The sequence below is a fragment of the Actinoplanes derwentensis genome, from assembly GCF_900104725.1.
Classification (GTDB): Bacteria; Actinomycetota; Actinomycetes; order Mycobacteriales; family Micromonosporaceae; genus Actinoplanes; species Actinoplanes derwentensis.
Genome location: NZ_LT629758.1, coordinates 3,359,059 through 3,376,412 on the forward strand (window position 1 = coordinate 3,359,059; position 17,354 = coordinate 3,376,412).

At 68.4% G+C, this 17,354-nt stretch carries 11 protein-coding genes; 3 read left to right on the forward strand and 8 right to left on the reverse strand.

Going from position 1 to position 17,354, the window contains the following annotated elements; translation table 11 throughout:
* Positions 1 to 957, forward strand: coding sequence for a pyridoxal-phosphate dependent enzyme (locus BLU81_RS14745; RefSeq protein ID WP_092545172.1), 957 nt, complete (start codon positions 1 to 3; stop codon positions 955 to 957).
* Here the strand turns inward: BLU81_RS14745 and BLU81_RS14750 are convergent.
* Positions 954 to 1,340 carry a hypothetical protein gene (locus tag BLU81_RS14750; RefSeq protein WP_157751578.1) on the reverse strand — a complete coding sequence of 129 codons (387 nt, stop codon included), beginning with the start codon at positions 1,338 to 1,340 and terminating at the stop codon, positions 954 to 956. The two genes, BLU81_RS14745 and BLU81_RS14750, sit on opposite strands and share 4 nt — an antisense overlap.
* 450 nt (positions 1,341 to 1,790) lie before the next feature.
* Between BLU81_RS14750 and BLU81_RS50655 the strand changes: the two genes are divergently transcribed.
* Positions 1,791 to 2,228: a YunG family protein gene (locus tag BLU81_RS50655; protein WP_231954540.1), complete on the forward strand. Its 438-nt coding sequence runs from the start codon at positions 1,791 to 1,793 to the stop codon at positions 2,226 to 2,228.
* 237 nt (positions 2,229 to 2,465) lie between these two features.
* On the forward strand, positions 2,466 to 2,903 hold the full coding sequence (locus tag BLU81_RS14765; RefSeq protein ID WP_231954541.1) for a TrmH family RNA methyltransferase: 438 nt from the start codon (positions 2,466 to 2,468) through the stop codon (positions 2,901 to 2,903).
* Between the two features lies 1 nt (position 2,904).
* Here the strand turns inward: BLU81_RS14765 and BLU81_RS14770 are convergent, their stop codons facing one another.
* The 7 genes from BLU81_RS14770 to BLU81_RS14800 form a co-directional block, all read right to left on the reverse strand.
* Positions 2,905 to 3,474, reverse strand: coding sequence for an SMI1/KNR4 family protein (locus tag BLU81_RS14770; RefSeq protein ID WP_092545178.1), 570 nt, complete (start codon positions 3,472 to 3,474; stop codon positions 2,905 to 2,907).
* A 58-nt stretch (positions 3,475 to 3,532) separates the two neighbouring features.
* Positions 3,533 to 4,480, reverse strand: coding sequence for a hypothetical protein (locus tag BLU81_RS14775; RefSeq protein WP_092545180.1), 948 nt, complete (start codon positions 4,478 to 4,480; stop codon positions 3,533 to 3,535).
* A gap of 10 nt (positions 4,481 to 4,490) precedes the next feature.
* Entirely contained in the window at positions 4,491 to 5,105 is a 615-nt protein-coding gene (locus BLU81_RS14780) for a hypothetical protein (RefSeq protein WP_092545182.1), read from the reverse strand.
* Positions 5,106 to 5,116: 11 nt separating this feature from the next.
* The gene (locus BLU81_RS14785) at positions 5,117 to 8,188 is read right to left on the reverse strand and encodes a family 43 glycosylhydrolase (RefSeq protein WP_092545184.1); all 3,072 of its coding nucleotides are present in this window, start codon (positions 8,186 to 8,188) and stop codon (positions 5,117 to 5,119) included.
* 13 nt (positions 8,189 to 8,201) lie between these two features.
* Complete coding sequence (locus BLU81_RS14790; protein WP_092545186.1) at positions 8,202 to 12,644, reverse strand: Ig-like domain-containing protein; 4,443 nt, start codon at positions 12,642 to 12,644, stop codon at positions 8,202 to 8,204.
* Between the two features lie 59 nt (positions 12,645 to 12,703).
* On the reverse strand, positions 12,704 to 15,304 hold the full coding sequence (locus BLU81_RS14795) for a beta-L-arabinofuranosidase domain-containing protein (protein WP_092545188.1): 2,601 nt from the start codon (positions 15,302 to 15,304) through the stop codon (positions 12,704 to 12,706).
* Positions 15,305 to 15,470: 166 nt separating this feature from the next.
* Positions 15,471 to 17,333 carry a glycoside hydrolase family 127 protein gene (locus BLU81_RS14800; protein ID WP_092545190.1) on the reverse strand — a complete coding sequence of 621 codons (1,863 nt, stop codon included), beginning with the start codon at positions 17,331 to 17,333 and terminating at the stop codon, positions 15,471 to 15,473.
* Between the last annotated feature and the right edge of the window lie 21 nt (positions 17,334 to 17,354).

Genomic DNA, 17,354 nt, shown 5'->3' on the forward strand with positions numbered 1-17,354 from the left:
ATGGTGACACTGCAGGACGTCCGCGACGCCGCCGTCCGCCTCGACGGCATCGCCCACCGCACGCCGGTGATCCGCTCCCGGACCCTGGACGCCCTGGTCGGCGCCTCGGTGTTCCTCAAGGCGGAGAACTTCCAGCGCGGCGGCGCCTTCAAGTTCCGCGGCGCCTACAACGCCGCCTCCCGGCTTTCCGCCGAGCAGCTGGCCAGGGGAATCGTCGCCTTCTCCTCCGGCAACCACGGCCAGGCAGTCGCCATCGCCGCCCGGGAACTCGGCAGCAGCGCGGTGATCGTGATGCCGTCCGACAGCCCTCAGGTCAAAATCGAGGCGGTTCGCGGGTACGGCGCGGAAACCGTCTTCTACGACCGCTACACCGAGGACCGGCTGGCGATCACCGGCGACCTGGCCATCTCCCGTGGCCTGGCCCTGATCCCGCCGTACGACCATCCCGACGTGATCGCCGGTCAGGGCACCGCCGCCCTGGAACTGCTCGACGAGGCCGGTCAACTGGACGCCATCGTCACTCCGGTCGGCGGCGGCGGCCTGATCGCCGGCAGCGCCACCGTCGCGAAGACCATCCACCCCCGGATCCGCGTGATCGGCGTCGAACCCGCAGCCGGCGACGACACCAGACGGTCCCTCGAAGCCGGCCGCCCGGTCCGCATCGACGTCCCCCGCACCATCGCCGACGGCCTGACCGTCCCGATCCCCGGCGACGTCACGTTCCCGCTGAACCAGCACCTGGTCGACGACATCGTCCTGGTCAGCGACGACGAACTGCGCGACGCGATGCGTTTCGCCCTGGACCGCCTCAAGATCGTCCTGGAACCGAGCGGCGCCGCCGGCCTGGCCGCCCTGCTCACCGGACGTCTGACCCCGGCCCCCGCCCGCATCGGCGTGATCCTGTCCGGCGGCAACGTGGGCGCGTCCCGCCTCGCTGAACTGCTCGCCTTAGGCTAATCGCCAGCGAACCGGGTGTGCACGGCGATCCGCCCGGTCACCGCCACACCGTCCGGAACATGCCGCAGCTCAGCGGGCCGCCGCTCATCACCCGGCGAGGTCACCTGATAGCGCGGTGATCCATCGAAGTCGACCACCATGTCACCCACTTCGTTGGTCACGTAGTCGAGCTTCACACCCGCAGCCGGACCGTCAAGACACACACCACCGGACGGGCTCAACACCAGACGACCACTGTGTACCAGCAGATCAAGGCCGAACTCCGCCTTGATCTCGTCGTCGGTGGCCTGCCCCGACACCAGAGTCACCACTTGACCGGGAAGGATCAGGCGCCTCCGCCCGGCCTCGTCCACCGGCCCCAACGTTCCCCTGCGCTCCACCACACCCGGATTCTCCCACTCCGGTCAGCCGTTAGGCGTGGGCGCAATCGGTGGGAGGCCGTGAAAGGCCCGGACGAACCGGTATTGCTCATCCATGCAGACGACGTGGCCCTGCGAGGCGACGTCGAGCAGGTCGACGGTTTCGAAAGGCGCCTGGACGCCGGACCGGCGGGCTTCGGTGAGGACATGTCCCTGCCGTCCGTTCGAGAACTGCCGCAACTGTCCGGACGGCCAGACGTTCCTCCACGCTGTTTGGCAGCACAGCCTCAGACCCCCTGCCTCCAGCCGCCGCCCCATCTCGATCAACCGTCTCCAGATGCCGTTGTTCGGTCACTGACCACTCGCCTTCCGCTCGCGTATCGGGTGAGTCTGAACGCCCGTCTTGACTCTCGATCAGGTCGAGGGCCCATCGTTCGTGGTGAGAATTTCGCGGTGAGACTAGGAGGGCATTCGATGCTTGATCTGGAACTGTTGCGCCCCGCGATCGAAGCCGGGTGGGGAGTGGACACCTGCGACCCGCATGACCTGCCGGAATGGCGCGCGGACAATCCCGCTCGGGGGCAGTGTGGGGTGACCGCGCTGATCGTCCAGGACCTGCTCGGCGGGGAGCTGATCGTCGGCGAGGTGCAGGTCGAGGCTGCGAAGGTCGGCCATCACTACTGGAACCGGCTGCCCGACGGGCAGGACGTCGACCTCACGGCCGGGCAGTTCCATCCCAGCGAGGTAGTCGTCGGTGGCCAAGTCCAGCAGCGGCCGCCGGGGCCACCTCGCCGATGCCGCGAGCAGTATGAATTGCTGAGACACCGGGTGCTCAGCGTGATCGGCGACGGCGCCGGGCCCTCACCGGAGGACGGCGGTCCGCTACACGTCGACACACCCGCAGCAGTGTGATCCCAGACGCGCCCGCACCGCGTAATCGCTCGCCTGATCGCTCCGGAAGGTTGTAGCCTTCGCTGGTAATCACCTGGTCTCGTCGATGGCCCGCGTGCGCCGCCAAGCGCGCTTCACCATGATTCCTCGTAACTGGAGCGTTTTCGCTCCCCGGTGGTGACGGCCGGGATCCGGGTCCGGACTCCACGGGAGATCCGGTCCGAACGACGTCCTCGCCGGCACAGGTGCTGGGGTCACTTGATCGCGGCACCGCTCTGGCCGATGCACGGCGCCAACCTCGGCACGCTGCTGCGCACCTGCGACGCGGTCGGGGCCTGCCTGGCGGTGCCGCCGTTCGGCTGGGTGGACGAGGCGCTGGCCCGTGGCAACACGCTGCGGCAGCCCACCTGTGTACACCGGATCGGCAATCCGCTGCGCTGGCTAGCCGACGAACGCCGCACCGGATCGCACATCCTCGGCGTGGAACTGGCCGACGAGGCGGTCCGTCTCGCCGACCTGCCCCCGGCCCGGCGCCGAACCGTCATGGTGCTCGGCCACGAGGCCACCGGCATCCCACCGGAGGCCTTGGACCTGCTGGACGGCGCGGTCGAGATCCCGATGGTCGGCACCGGCTCCAGCCTCAACGTGTCCGTCGCCGCGTCCCTGGTCCTCTACCGCTTGGCCGGTCTGCTGTAGGTCAGGCGGACCGGCCTCTCAGAGCTTCGAAACAGGCCCGTTCGCTGTCGACGAGCGCGGCGAAGGAGGCATGCCGCTCGCCCAAGCCGGGATACCAGCTCGCCCAGATGTAGGCGGCCCACTCACCGTCCCGCGAGATGTCGCCGGAGTCGAGCAGCCAATACTGGGCATCGCCTTCTCTGGAGACGAGCAGGACCCGGTCGGCGAGTGACGACTCCAGCAGTTCGGGGTACTGACCGAAGATGTCCCACAGGTGAGGCTCGGCGTCTCGGAGCCAGTGGACCTCAGCGGCCGTCCGCATGATCCACATGAAGGGGCCGAGGTTGAGCCAGCCGTCGGAGACCGTCAGGAACGTTCGGTAGCTCGGCGGCAGCGGGATGCAGAGGCGCTGTTCCAGGGCAGTGAGATGTTCGGCATCGGCACCGTCGAAACCCAGCCAGCCGAGCAGCCGATGGGCGTCACTGATCCCGGCGAGATCGTCGTCGTCGGTGACTCGCAGCACGTCAGCGCTGTACTCGGCCAGATACCGCCGCCATTCGTCAGCGGAACGCGCGCCGTCAGTCGTTGTCATTCGGCATCCTGCTCCCCGATTACCGGAATGGGATCATCGTAGGGCGGTGAGGTTGTGCTCAGACGGCCGAACGGCGGCCCTCCTCGCGGGCTCTTTCCAGCATCGTCGCCAGGTGGCCGCGACGCAGTCGCCAGGCGAGTAACAGCAGAGCCACGGCCAGGATGGTGAGCAACTGCGGCCACGGCATGACCCAGGTGGTTGCCGTGACGGTCGACGGTTCTCGGGGGGTGGGCTCGCCGGGGATTGTCGGTAGCAGGGTCACCGTGGTGCGCACCGGGCCGAAGGCCCACACTCCGTCGATGTGGGACTGCACCTGGCGGGTGCCGCCGGGCAGTAGTTCACCCACGGTGGTGGCGGCGGATCCGGCCTGGGCGGTCACCTCGAGGCGGGTGTTGCCGGTGTTGGTTACCTGGTAGGAGACGTGCAGGGTGCCGGGGCGCCATGGGTACCAGGTTCGGGCGTACGACAGGTGGATCTTGTCGGTTGTCAGGGACGGGATCAAGGTGCCGGAGGCTCGTAGCAGGACTCGGAAACCGACCCGGCTTTCGACCTGGACCGTGCCCTGGCTGCCGGCTATCGATGCGGCGATTCCGGCCGGATGGTCGCCGGGGAGGGCGTCGGCGGGGACGGTGATCGTGAACGGGACCACCGACGTCTTACCGGGTTGGACGGTCACCGTGGCCGGGACCTTGATCCAGGTTCCGCCGTCGGTCGACTTCTGGTCGGAAGGGAGCATGTTGAAGCGGCCCTTGGCGGTCAGGTAGCCGTCGGCGGCTTTCAAGGTGAAGACGGCGGGGGCGTCGCCCAGGTTGCGGACCGCCAGGTGTTCGGTGAGCTGCTGGCCGGGGTCGAGGGTGCGCTCGATCCAGCGGCGGCCGTCGGGGCCGGCTTGCGTGGCGGGCTGGACGGTCCAGGTGACGGTGGCGGGCGCCGGGTGCGCGGCCGCCGCCGGGGCTGCGGGAGACAGGACGGCTAGAGCAGCGAGAACGGCGGCGGCACGGCGCATCTGGAAGGCCTTACTCGAAGAGGGACAGGGTCAACGTGGAGCGGTAGGAACCGGCGGTCACATCTGCGGGAGTACGTAGGGTCAAGCCCGCGTCGACCGTGTACGCGCCGCCGGTCACCTCCGCCGCGTCGTATGTGGAGACCAGGAGTTCCTGGTCGACGAGGCCGACGTTGTTGCCGGGCTGGGTCGGGCCGTCGAGGACCGTCACCACCTCTTCGCCTTCGGTGACCAGGCCGGTGTCGCCGCCGTCTACGAGGCGGGGCTTCCAGCCGAGGTGGGCGGCGCTGATCGGGGTCTGACCGGCAGTTCCGGTGAAGTCGCTGCTGCTACCCAGCACCGCCCACGACGCGCCGGCCGGAATCTCCGTGAGGGTGCGGGTGTCGGTGACGGTGACCCGCGGAAGGGTGCCGGTGAACTGGCGGATCAGCAGGTCGGAGCCGTTCTCCCGCAGTGTCGTGGCGGTGCCGGCGACGGTGAGGGCGAGGATGCCGGGTTCCTCGATCTCGGTGATGTCGACGGTCACCTCGACCTGGGCGTCATTCGGATCGGCCAGGGCCGGTGCCGGGATCGCGGCGATCAACATCGACCCGACGACGGCCACACCCAGTCGTGTTCGGTTGTCCATGTGCACTCCCATCAACAGTTGATTGCGGGGTAGTCCGCATTGACGACGCCAGCGCCTACCGCGGCGGAGGCCGCGCCGGCGGGCAGGGATGTCAGGCGGGTGTTGAAGGACTGGTAGGCGCTGCTACCGGGGGCGACATTCGAAACCTTCCGATTGCCGTACGGGGTGGCGAGCTCGATGTCGACCGCCGCACTATGACCGTTACGTGCTGTGACGGCCACGTAGGCCTTCCCGGCGAGGCAGCGCGCCTGTGCGGTGGCGGTGATCGGCACGGTGGCCTGCTCGTCGGCGATGGCACGCCATTCGGTGACGGCCACCGCGGAATAGGTGGTGCCGTTGCCGTTCGCGGTGATGACCGCCCGCAGCCGGGACGTGACGACCGGGTCGAAGGTGACCTTGTTGACGGCTGTGCTGCTGGTCCCGTAACCGGAAGCGCCGGTGACGTCCTGCCACGCCGAGCCGTCCCAGGACTGGAGTCTCCAGGAGTCCGGTTCGGCCACTCCGTCGCCGGTGCCGGGGGCACTGTCCCGCCAGAACCTGATCTCGGCGGCGGTCAGGCGGATCGGGCGGGACCAGTCGTACTGGATCCACTGTGCCGACGGCCGGGTTCCCGACCAGGTGCCCCAGATCTGAGCCTGGCCCGGTGACGCGGGGTCGCTGTCGTCGTTGAGCGCGGTCACGCTGTTCCACCCGGCCGTGTAGGAGGCGGTGGGCACCCCGATCGGAGCGACGTTGCCGGTCAATGGCGCGGACAGGTCGGCCGGGATCACCACGCTGCCGACCGTCGAGGTGTTACCGGCCTTGTCGACGGACCGGTACGAGACGGTGTGCTTGCCGGTGTCGGGTGCACTGACCGGACCGGTGTAGGTCGTCCAGGCCCCGCCCCCGATGGTGTACTCGATCCGGTCCAGCCCGGAGGTGGCGTCCGCCCCGGTCACGGTCACTTTCCGGTCGGCGACGGTGCCCGCCGCGGCCGGCACCATAGCGTCGATTTCCACCGAGATTTCGGAGATGTCGGAGACGTTCCCGGCGCGATCGGTCGCCGTCGCGGTGACCGCATGCCGGCCGTCCCCCGCCACCGCAAGGTCAACGAACCGCACCGGCTCCGCAACTGATGACGACCCGTCAACTGTTGATCGAATCGTCAACCGTCCGCCCCGGTCGTCAACAGCGGACGCCCGCACGGTGACCGCCGACCGGAACCACCCGTTGCTCCCCGCACTACCGCGGGGAGCGAGAGTCACCGTCGGCGCGCTCTCATCCCCTTCGGTGTCCCCCGGCGAGATCACGGTCACCAGGGCGTCGACACGCCCCGCCGCATACCCGAGAACACTGCCCCCGACGGTGAACGTCCCCGGCTGGGCCACCTCCGCAGCACTGACGGCATCCCACCGGACCGGCACCTGAAGCGTCGACGGCCCGAAGGCGACCGGCCCCTGACGCGTCGACCCACCGACGACGACCGGCGCCTGAAGCGTCGACCCACCGAAGACGACCGGCACCGACTCGGGCAGCGCGGTCTCCCCCACCTCCACGGTGAACCGCGGAGATGCGACCGACGACGGCTGTTCGGCAAGCACCTTCCACTCCTCGACGGCCACCGCGGAGTAGGCGCTCCCGTTGGTGGAAGCGTCGAACAGCGCCCGTACCTGAGTGGTGGTCACGGCGTCGAAGGTCGTGTTCTGGAACCCCTGCGTCCCGGTCGGATACCCGCTGGGACCGGGCACGTCCTTCCACTGCCCGTCCCAGTACTGGATCCTCCATCGGGCCGGAACAGCCACCCCGACCCCGGTCCCCTGCGGCTGGTCGTTCCAGAACTCGATCTGCGACCCGTTGATCCGCATGGGTTGATCCCAGGTGTACTGAATCCACTGTTGAGGTGGATTGCTGCCGGTCCACGTCCCCCACATGTCCGGTGGCAGCGGATTGGCGCGCACGATCTCGTCGTTGAGCGCTTTGACCCAGTACTGGGTCGGCACCGGATCGTTGGAGACGGTGACCGATGCCGCCTGGGCGATGTTGGCGCGCGGCGTCCGGTCGGCTTCCCGCACCGGCGTCGGCGCGACCGGGCGGATCCGCGGCGGCGACGCGGTGTCGTCCCAGGAGACCTTGTCGATCGCCACCGACCTGCGGAAATGACCTCCGTCCACGGCGTCGGCGGTGTGGTAGACGAGGTACCACTGGCCGTTGAACTCGACAATGCCCGGGTGGCTGGTGGTCGAGGAGACCGGCGGCAGGATCGTCCCGCGGTAGGTCCACGGCCCGGCCGGTGAGGTGGCCGTGGCGTAGGCGATGCACGCGTGATAGTTCGCCGGGGTGCAGGCCGAGGCGGGCCCGGCGTTGTTCCCGGCATACGCCAGGTAGTAGGTGCTGCCCCGTTTGAACAGCCACGACGCCTCGAAGAACCCGGTCAGCCCGGTGACCGTCTGCTGGGTGCCGACGGGTGTCTTCATGTCGGCCTGGAACTCCAGCATCCGCAGTTGACCGAAGGTGCCCCAGTAGACGAACACCCGCGAGCCCTCGACCAGGATCGTCGGGTCGATGTTCTCGATCGTGTTGACGGTCGGGACCCGCTGTGAGATCAGCGGCCCGCCGATGTGGTCGGTCCACGGCCCGGTGGGACTGTCCGAGACGGCGACGCCGATGGCGAACCTGTTGGAAGCGGACGAGTCACGTTCGCTGACCGGGACGTACCAGAAATAGCGTCCGTCCGGTCCTTTGACGACCTGTCCGGCGTAGGCGCGTCCCGGCGTGGCCCAGGTGAAGACCGCCTCGGGCCGCATCAGGGACGGGAAGTGGGTCCACTCCCCCGCCGCGACGTCGCCGGTGCGGAACGCGCCCCACTCGTTCATCACGAAGTCGTTGACGGCTGGACCAGCTTGATCATGTCCAGTGAAGACGTAGAGCTGCCCGTCGGCGACCAGCGGCGCGGGGTCGGCGGAGAAGTAGGAGCCGTCACCGAGGATCGGGTTGACGGTGTTGATGAAGGTGTACGAGTCGGCCGCCCGGGCCGGGGCGGCGGGTGCTGTGATCAGCAAACCCGCCGCAACCAGCCCGGCGACCGCAACCTTGAGCGGTCTCACCGGTTCTCCTCGACTATCCGCAGCTCAGCGCCGGATAGGGCGCATCGGAAGTGGAGTCGCCGACGCGTACGGTGGCGCTTCCGGCGGGCAGGATCGCCAGGCGGCTGTTGAAGGCCTGATAGGCCGATTTGCCGGGGGCGACGTTCAAAACCGTTCGGGTGCCGTACGGGGTGATCAGCTCGATGTTCAGCGGCGAATCACCGGTGTTGCGTACGGTGATCGCGACGTAGACCTTCCCGGCGGTGCACTGCGACTTGGCCTGGACCTCGACGTCGGACTCACCCGCACCGACGGTGATGGTGGCCGTGGCGGTCTTGTCGGTCCCGGCGACCTGCCCGAGGACCGTGAAGGTGCCCGCAGCCGCGTAGGAGGCCGGGTCGATCGGTGACCAGGTGACGGCGACACCACTCTGCCGCGACCCGTCGTTGTAGCCGACGGTGACAGTGGCCGGCAAAGCAGGTGCGACACCGACGGCCGTGCTCACCGCTACCGGGTCGATCGTGTTGATCTGTACTGGATCACCACCACGCACCCATACATGTGCACGGGCCGTCAACGTGGTCCCGGCGACGAACCCGGAGACCGTGAAGTCACCCACCGACGCGACACGGTCCGGGTCGATCGCACCCCACGCCACCGCGACCGGCAGCCGCGTGCCATCGGCATAGGTCACGTCGACCGAGGCGGGAAGCGCGGGGACGACTCCGACTCGGGTACGAACGTCGACGCCCTGAATCGACGACGCCGCAGCCGCGAACACCCGCCACTCGGACACCCCGACCGCGGAGTACGCGGTACCGGCCGCGTTGGGCAGCGCGTTGAACGTCGCCCGCAACCGGCTGGTGGTGACCGCGTCGAAGGCGACCTCGTTGGTCCGCCCCCGAACCGCCGGATCGAACCCGCTCGTACCGGTCACGTCCTGCCAGGCGACCCCGTCCCACCACTGCACCTTCCACGACTTCGGCACCGCGACACCGCTGCCGCCGGTGGTGCTGTCCGACCAGAAGTCGACGGACGCCCGGTCGACCCGGACCGTGGACGGGAAGTCGTACTGCAGCCAGCGGGTGGCCGGCTCGTTGCCGGTCCAGGTTCCCCACAGATCGGTCTGCACACCCCCGGTGAACAGGGCAGGTTTTCCGTCGTTGACGGCGTTCACGCTGTTCCAGCCGGCGGTGAAACCAGCCGAGGCGGTGGCCGTGGACGCGACGTTGATCTCGCCTTCGGCCAGCGCGGTCGCGTCGACGACCACGTCTTTGTGGGACGCGCCGACGGTCAGCCGCAGCGTGTAGCGGCCGGAGTGGGTGAACCGGGCGACGGTGTTCGCCGCGTTCGCCGGGTCGAAGGCGACCGCTCCGCCGTTCGGGGCGTCCACCACCGTCCACTGCGCGGCCGGTGCGGTGCCGGACTGGCCGTCGTCCTGGGCGAGACCCAGCAGGCGCACCGATCCGGCCTCCCGGTAGGTGGAGTCGACCCACGCGTCCGCCAGCGGCGCCGCGTCGGCAGGTGCGGGCGCGGCCACTTCGCTGTCGAAGGCCTGGATCTCCTTGATCCCGGTCTTCGCTCCGGGGGTGTGCTGCACGGTGATCCGCAGCTTCTGCGCGGTGACGGCCGGGAACCGCACCTGGTTGAGATTGCCTTGCGGGTACGCCGGGAACCGGCTCTGCCCCGGCACGCTCTGCCAGCCGTCACCCGCGTCGTACTCGACCAGGAACTGTGCGGGCGGCTGGTAGCCCTGGACCGTGGCGGTCGTGGACGTCTTGTAGAAGTGCACACGAACGTCGTCGATCCTCCGTTCCCCGGCCAGGTCCACCACGATCGCGTCCGAGGCGGTCGGCGACCCGGCCGTACCCCAGAAAGGCTCGTTGATCGTCGTGCCGTTGACCGCCCCCGCCGGGGTCCGTCCGGACGCGGAGTAGGTGGCGGTGACCGGCCGGCCCTCGGCGAGGTTGGTGGTGGTGTGGACGCCGGCCTTGGCGAGCACGCCGGTGATCCGGGCGTCGGCGGCGAACGTGACCTCCTGCGGCGCCTTGACCGGGGTCACGGCGTTGAACAGAACGTTCGTTCCAGGGGCCGCGACCTCGCCGGTAGCCGGGTCGAAGACCACCTTCGCCAGCGACGAGACGGTGAACGCGCGCTCCCCGTCCAGGTAGACCGAGTAGCCCTCGGGCACGTCACCGTAGTACCGCTGGCCGCCCGGGGCGTCCCAGACGATCGTCAAATCCTTGTCGCGATACTTGACGTTGTTGACGGTGAAGTGGTCCCAGTCAACATTGATCGGGTCGAGTTCGATCTTCGCGTCGGATCGGGGCCGCAGACCCATCGCGTCCTCGATCACGGTGAAGTTCGTGGCGCCGAGGATGGTGTGGTGGATCCAGGACCGGTAACCGATGTTCTGGTTCGCGGCCGAGCCGTCGGCCCAGAACTCGTTCTGGTCCGGGTACCGGTTGTCACCGTTGTTCTGGTAATGCGCCCAGGCGTTCCAGTACAGCAGCTTCTTGTACCACTCGGCATCAACATACGACGTCGGGTAGTTGCGCAGCACCGACGACAGCATCCGGAACGTCACCGTCGAGTTGATCACCGAGAAGTTGTTGCTGCCCGGATCACCCTGCGCGGCAGCGGCGGCCTTGTCGGCCTGGTTCGCCGTGGTGAACGGGAAGATCGGGTACTGCGCGTCGTCGGCGAACAGCCGCAGCGCCTCCCGGTACTCGGCGGTGTTCGGCATCAGCCCCACCGAGAACGGGTAGTAGTTGTTGATCTCCTTCCACGGCACCAGGTCACCGCTCGCCACGTTCCGGTGTTTGAGCAGGTTGCCGCGCAGGCCCATCTCGTCGGGGGTGTCCCGGGCCGGTTCCCACAGGTACTGCAGCACCGCCGTTTTGATCCGCTCAGCAAACGCATCCATCTCGGTCGCTTTCGCGGTGTCACCGGCGGTCCGGTAGGCAGCGGCGGCGGCTTTCGCGTTGGAGTACAGGTAGGCGCTCTCGGTGCGGTCCATGTTCTGGTTCTTGCGCCAGTCGAACGACACCGCGTCGGCGTCGTTGCCGGTCATCGCGCCCCAGCTGTACTCGATCAGCCCGTTACCGTCGAAGTCGTAGGCGTCGAGCAGGCCCTTGACGTCGTACTCGGCGTACTCGGCCAGGTTGCGGGCCACCGACGACGGCCCGCCGTGCAGCTGGTAGGAGCGCCAGGCCGCCTCGGAGATGTACTCGGTGTAACTGTTGGACCAGTTCGCCGGGTCACCGGGGTTGTCGATGTACTTGCTGCTCCTGGCGGTCTCGCCGGCCGAGATCCACGGCCCGTAGGAGTAGACCGGGTCCCGGAAGTACTTCAGGTCGTCAACGAACATGCCGGTGGTCAGCACGATCGCGTTGTTGTAGCCGAGCACACCCTCCATCGACGTGGGGAACTGGTAGTCGTTGCCCGGGATGTCGGCGTCGAGGAAGTTGTACCGCATCAGCCACCAGCGATAGAACAGCGTCTTGTCGATGTTGTCCTCGGGCGTGTCCAGGTAGGGCACGTTCTGCGCCCACCACCGGTTGTAGGCGGTGGTGTGGTCCTGGAACGCGGCCGCCGGGGTCAGCCCGCGGACCTTCGTGTACTCCGCAGCCGAGGCCGGGATCTCCTTGGCGAGGAAGCCGAGCTGCACCTTCGTGCGCACCGGTCCGCTGGCCGGCACGGTCAGGGTCTGCCGCAACCGGCCTTCGGCCGCCGCGAAACCATCACCGGAGAAGCGCGGGAACAGGTCGGTGAGTTTGTTGAAGGCCCGCACGGCCCCGGTCAATTCAGGGTCCGACCCGATCACGGTACGAGCAAACGGTGACGTCGCGGTCAGAGTCACGTCCTTGGCCGCCCCGTTCGTGCTGGTCAGCTCCAGGTTCGTGACCGCCACGTTGGCGTCGGTGATGAACTTCGTCTGCACCACCCGCAGCCCGGCGGCGCTGTTGGTGAACACACCCCGCCAGTAGCTGGGGGTCTGCTTACGCTGTGCCGCGTCCTCGGTGAGGGTGACGTCGGTGCCGGCCACCGAGGCGGTGATCGTGTAGGCGCCCTGGCCACCCTCGATCGACTCGATGTAGGCGACCTCGCCGCCGAACCCGATCACGCCCGGCTGGTGGGTCTTCATGAACAGCGCTTTACCGCGGCTGAACAGGTACTGGTTGGCGTCGCCGTTGGAGCCGCCGGGCTGGTTGCCGGTGCGCGCCAGCATCCGGTCGATCCAGAAGTCGTCATCGGTGCTGCTGCCGGCCCCGGCGGCCACGTCGGCGTCGAAGACGGCCTGGAGCTGGTTGTGCGGGGTGTATCCGGTGCGGTCGTCCGGGACCGGGTTGGCGTCGCCCTTGAAGACCGGGTAGGGCGTAGCGGAGTTCGGGGCCGCTTGGGCGGCCACCGGGGAGAGAACGGTGAGGATGAGAAGGGCGGCGGTCGCCCCGGCTATGGAACGGGAAGTCGGCATGGACCTCTCTATTCAGTCACTTCAGGAACGTCAGTTCCGTTCGGGAGCGTCAGTCACGTTCAGGAACGGCGCAGATAGGTGTGATAGGCGGCGGTGTCGCCCAGGAAGAACGGTTCGAAGGTGAGACCGCCGGGAGCGGTGAAGGTCAGCGGACGGTCGCCGGGGTGGACGTCGGCGAGGTTCGCGGGCAGCGGCAGGGTCTGGGTGCTGTCCGACTTGGCGACCAGGGTCAACGGGCCGTAGAGCAGCGACTGCAGAGTGGGGTCGTCGATCGCGCTCTCGGTGTGCAGGCGGTAGGGGAAGGCGATCTCGACCCTGTCCCGGGTACGCCAGTGCCGATCGACGGCGGCGTAACCGTCCTTGCCAACCCGTACCGCAAGCCTCTTGCCGTTGACCTTGATCGTGAAGGTGTCCCAGGCCCAGGACGGCACCCGCAGCCGAAGCTCGAACCGGGCGTCGCCGGTGACGGTGAGCGTGCTCGACGGGGTGCGCGGATAGTCACCGGTCTGGGTCACCGTCACCTTGCGCTCGGTCCAGCGCAATGTTGACGGGATGTACATGTTGACGTAGAGCACGTCATGTCGAGACGACCGGAAGTAGACCGAGTCCTGGTACTTGGTGTGGTTCTCCAGCCCGGTGCCACCGCAGCAGGTGCCGGTGTTGCCGTAACCCCGGCGCGACCCCGGGCCGACCGGAACCATGTAGGTGACCAGCGGATCGGTGGTGCTGTCAGCGTCCCGGCGTGACGCCAGGATCTGGTTGACCAGGGTCTTCTCGTAGTATTCGAAATACCGCGCGTCGGGTGTCAGGGAGAACAGGTTCCGGGCGACCTTGATCATGTTGTACGCCGCGCACGACTCGGCGTTCGTGGTGCCGACGATGCTGCCGGCGATCACGTCCCGTTTGCGGAACACCTCACCCTGGCCGGTGCCGCCGTGCGCGTAGGTGCGGTGCGGCACGACCATGTCGTAGAAGTTCGCGGCCGCCGCCCGGTACCGGGTTCCGGCGCCCAGCTCGAACATCCGCAGATAGCCGAGGAACTGTGGGATGTGCTGGTTGGCGTGCTTCCCGTCGAGCGTGTCGGTGCCGGCCACGCAGTCCGCGAGCAGTTGCGTGTTGTCGAAGAAGGCGGCCGTCGTCAGGAACGTTCGGTCGCCGGTGAGCGCGGCCAGATCGGCCATCACCTCGTTCATGCCGCCGTACTCGCCGGCGATGTAGAGCGCCCACATCCGGTCCAGTTGCGCACGCGGCAGTTTCGACAGCCGGGAGTGCACCCACTCCCCCATGCGGCGGGCCACCGCGAGCGCGGTCGGGTTGCCACCGAGGGTGTGCGCGTCCAGCAGCCCTCGCATGATCTTGTGGCAGGTGTAGTAGGGCGCCCAGATCGCCGGGTACGTCACGTATTGTTCGAGCTGGATGAACTGCGTTTCCGGGTACGCGGCCAGGAAGCCCGCATGGCTCGGGCCCGGTGCTCCGCCGACGCCGGTGACGACGGCCGCGTCCCAGCTCCGGCCGGACGAGTCGGCGACCGTGGTTCCGGTGGCCTCGTCGAAGTGATAGGCGACCAGGTTGCCCGCGGACGGCCCGGCCGCGATCTCGGCCTCGGTCAGCGCCCGGTCGAAGAGGTGGAACTCGCCGACCGTGCCCTTCAGTCCGGCGTCACCGTATTGGGAGCGACCGATCCAGTTGTTCTTCGGCGCGCCCAGAGCCGCCGGTGTCAACGTCATTGACGTGTTGACTCCGGCCGGTACACCGTTGACGTACAGCGTTCCGACTTGACCAGTCAACGTGACGGTCAAGTCAACCCATTCGCCGACCGGCAGCTGGGTGGACGACTGGATGCGCTGCTCGCCGCCGCTGCCCGCAGTGGTGATGGCGAACCGCGGGCCGCTACCGGTGTCGATCGTCAGGAACATGTTGACACCGGTGCCGACGCCGAAGTCGAACGCCCGCGACCAGGTGCGCAACTCGTCGATCCGGAGCCGGATCACGATGGTGGCCGCGGTCAGGCCGTCGACGGTGGCGTCCGGCAGGCCGACGTACTGCCCCTCGCCGTCCCGGTTGAGCACCAGGCCACCGTCGGCCCAGGTGGCGGGCGGCGGCGGGGTGCCCGGATCGCCGACCTGTTCCGCCCACGCGTCCTGGCACTGCCTGAGCCCGGTGACGACGGCGTCCAGCTTGTCCTTGAACACGGTCTCGCCGGTGCCTGCCCACGCCTGCGCCAGCATCGACAGGAAGTGGCCGCTGTAGTGGCCACGCAGGTTGCCGGTGGCGTCGTCCCAGCCGCCGGGCGGTTGCGCGCCGAGGTTGTCCAGCCCGGCCGCGGTCCGGAAGTTGCTGAGAATCCGGTCGGCCGGATAGGCACGGGCGTAGGCCAGAATGCGGTCGCGTTTCTCGGTGAAGACGCTGGGCGCCAACTCGACCTCGTTCAGGTCGAAGGGCACGGCTTTCCAGGACTTCGGCACGGGCAGCCCGTTGACCGTCCCGCCTGCGGGTTCGTGGCCGGACGAGTGGCCCGGTTCGTGACCCGGTTCGTGGCCGGGCCCATGACCGGGCTTATGGCCGCCAGCGAAGGCCGGGGCAGGCAGCGCTAGGGACGCACCCGCAGCGACGGCCCCGATCTGGAACAGCCGACGGCGGGGGATGGCGTTTCCGGACATGTCTGGCGCTCACTTCCTGTCGGAGGTCAGGTGTGATCGCCGGTCACCGACTAAGCGGCGACCGGTGTTGAAACAGATGGCGTCAGTCCGTCGTAGGCGCCCAGAGGCGCAGGTAGAAGGGGTGGGATGTCGTGGGCACCCAGAGGCGCAGGGTGACGGGATGGGATCAATCCGTCGTGGGCACCCAGACGCGCATGGTGGAAGGCCCTCGGCGAGCCCAGCGGTGGTAAGGACGGAGCGGGATCTCGACGGCCACGCCCGCGCCGTCACCCCGTGTCCCGTAGGGCCAGGAGCCGTCGGCCGGGACACCGGCGCGGCCGGTAACCACCACGACGCCGTCGCCGTCGCCGTCGCCGTCGCCGTCGATCAATGTTGACCCTGAATCAATGTGTATCGACTCGAAGTCAACATTGACGAGATCGACTGACTCCAGGCAGTACACGACCGGCCCACGTTCGACGGCCACGCATCCCCGTACACCATCGATCCGGGAATCGGGGAAGGTCAACCGCGGGCGGACCGCCAGGTCGAGAGTGACGCTCTCCCCCGCCGTGAAACGGCGCCGAACAGGCACGTATCCGGCAGCGACCGGCGCCCCGTCGACCGTCGCGCCATCGGCCCAGTGCGGCACCCGCAGCGTCAGCGTGAACGGCGTCTCCGGTGCCCGGACGATCCGCACGGTGACCCGCCCGTCCGCCGGATACGCGGTGTCGATCTCCAGCGCGATGTCACCGGTGTCGATCGACGCGGCCGTGTACTGGTGGATCTGGACGCCGTCGTCATCGGCGGTGGCCAGATAACCGGCCAGGCTGGCGAACGTGCGGGCCAGGTTCGTCGGGCAGCAGGAGACCGCGAACCAGGGCGCCCGCAGACTCGACGCGGCCCGTGGCACGAGCTGGCCGGCCGGTGGTTCGGCGCCGGGAACCCGCTGGTGCAGCGTATTGGTGTAGAAGAACCGCCGCCCGTCGTCGGCCGGCGAGGTGGCGATCACGTTGAACAGGGTGCGCTCGATCAGGTCGGCATAGCGGGCCTCGCCGCGGGCCAGCAGCAGCCGCCAGGCCAGCATGATCGACCCGACTCCGGCGCACGTCTCGGAGTAGGAGCGGTCCGGCGACAGCATCCAGTCCTCACCGAACGCCTCGTCCTGGTGCCGCGAACCCATCCCCCCGGTGAGATAGGTGCGCCGCGCCACCGCGGTCGCCCACTGCCCGGCGACCGCGTCGAGCAGTTCGTCGTCGCCGGTCTCGACGGCCACGTCCACCGCACCGGACGCCAGGTAGGTGGCCCGGACCGCGTGCCCGCGCAGCGACTTCGCGTCCCGGATCGGCACGTCGTCCTGGAAGTATGCGCGCCCGAACTCGATGTCGCCGAGCACCTGGTGGCCGCGCCGATCGATGAACAGTTTCGCCTGGTCCAGGTAGCGGCGGTCACCGGTGACCCGGTACAGCTCGGCCAGCGCCGGTTCGATCTCGGCGTGCCCGCAGACCGATGCGATGCCACCCGGCCCGAAGACGTCGCAGACGTGGTCGGCGGCCCGGATCGCCACCTCGACCAGTTCGTCCCGCCCGTGCGCCCGCGCGCGGGCCACACCCGCTTGAATGAGGTGCCCGAAGCAGTACAGCTCGTGTCCCCACTCCAGATCGGAGTAGCGGGGCGCCTGGCCGGGGCGGCCGAAGTTGGTGTTGAGGTAACCGTCCGGGTCCTGGGCGTTCGCCAGTGTGGCGACGATCGCCTGGAAACGGTCCTCCAGGGCGGGGTCGTTGGCCCAGGCCAGGGCTTCCAGGTATTTGTAGATCTCGGAGTCGGAGAACTCCCGGCCCTGTCTTGCTGTCGCGTGCTCGAAATTGCTGAGCCAGCCCGAGGTGGTCAGCCAGTGCTCGATATGGTCGAACGAGGCAGCCCGGTTCGTCTCCTGGCGCTGCTGCCAGAAACCCGGCCGCAGCGTCACCTCTTTGAGGCCGAGCGGCTTCAGCCGGCCGCTGCTCGGTGCCGCCGGAGTTCCCCCACGCCGGACCCATTCTCCGGTCACGATTACTTCTTCGATCGTCAC

Excerpts from the sequence above, each read along its gene's own strand:
- BLU81_RS14795 (WP_092545188.1), bottom strand. The coding sequence starts at position 15,304 with ATGTCCGGAAACGCCATCCCCCGCCGTCGGCTGTTCCAGATCGGGGCC.
- BLU81_RS50655 (WP_231954540.1), top strand. The coding sequence starts at position 1,791 with ATGCTTGATCTGGAACTGTTGCGCCCCGCGATCGAAGCCGGGTGGGGA.
- BLU81_RS14790 (WP_092545186.1), bottom strand. The coding sequence starts at position 12,644 with ATGCCGACTTCCCGTTCCATAGCCGGGGCGACCGCCGCCCTTCTCATC.
- BLU81_RS14780 (WP_092545182.1), bottom strand. The coding sequence starts at position 5,105 with ATGGACAACCGAACACGACTGGGTGTGGCCGTCGTCGGGTCGATGTTG.
- BLU81_RS14775 (WP_092545180.1), bottom strand. The coding sequence starts at position 4,480 with ATGCGCCGTGCCGCCGCCGTTCTCGCTGCTCTAGCCGTCCTGTCTCCC.
- BLU81_RS14745 (WP_092545172.1), top strand. The coding sequence starts at position 1 with ATGGTGACACTGCAGGACGTCCGCGACGCCGCCGTCCGCCTCGACGGC.
- BLU81_RS14770 (WP_092545178.1), bottom strand. The coding sequence starts at position 3,474 with ATGACAACGACTGACGGCGCGCGTTCCGCTGACGAATGGCGGCGGTAT.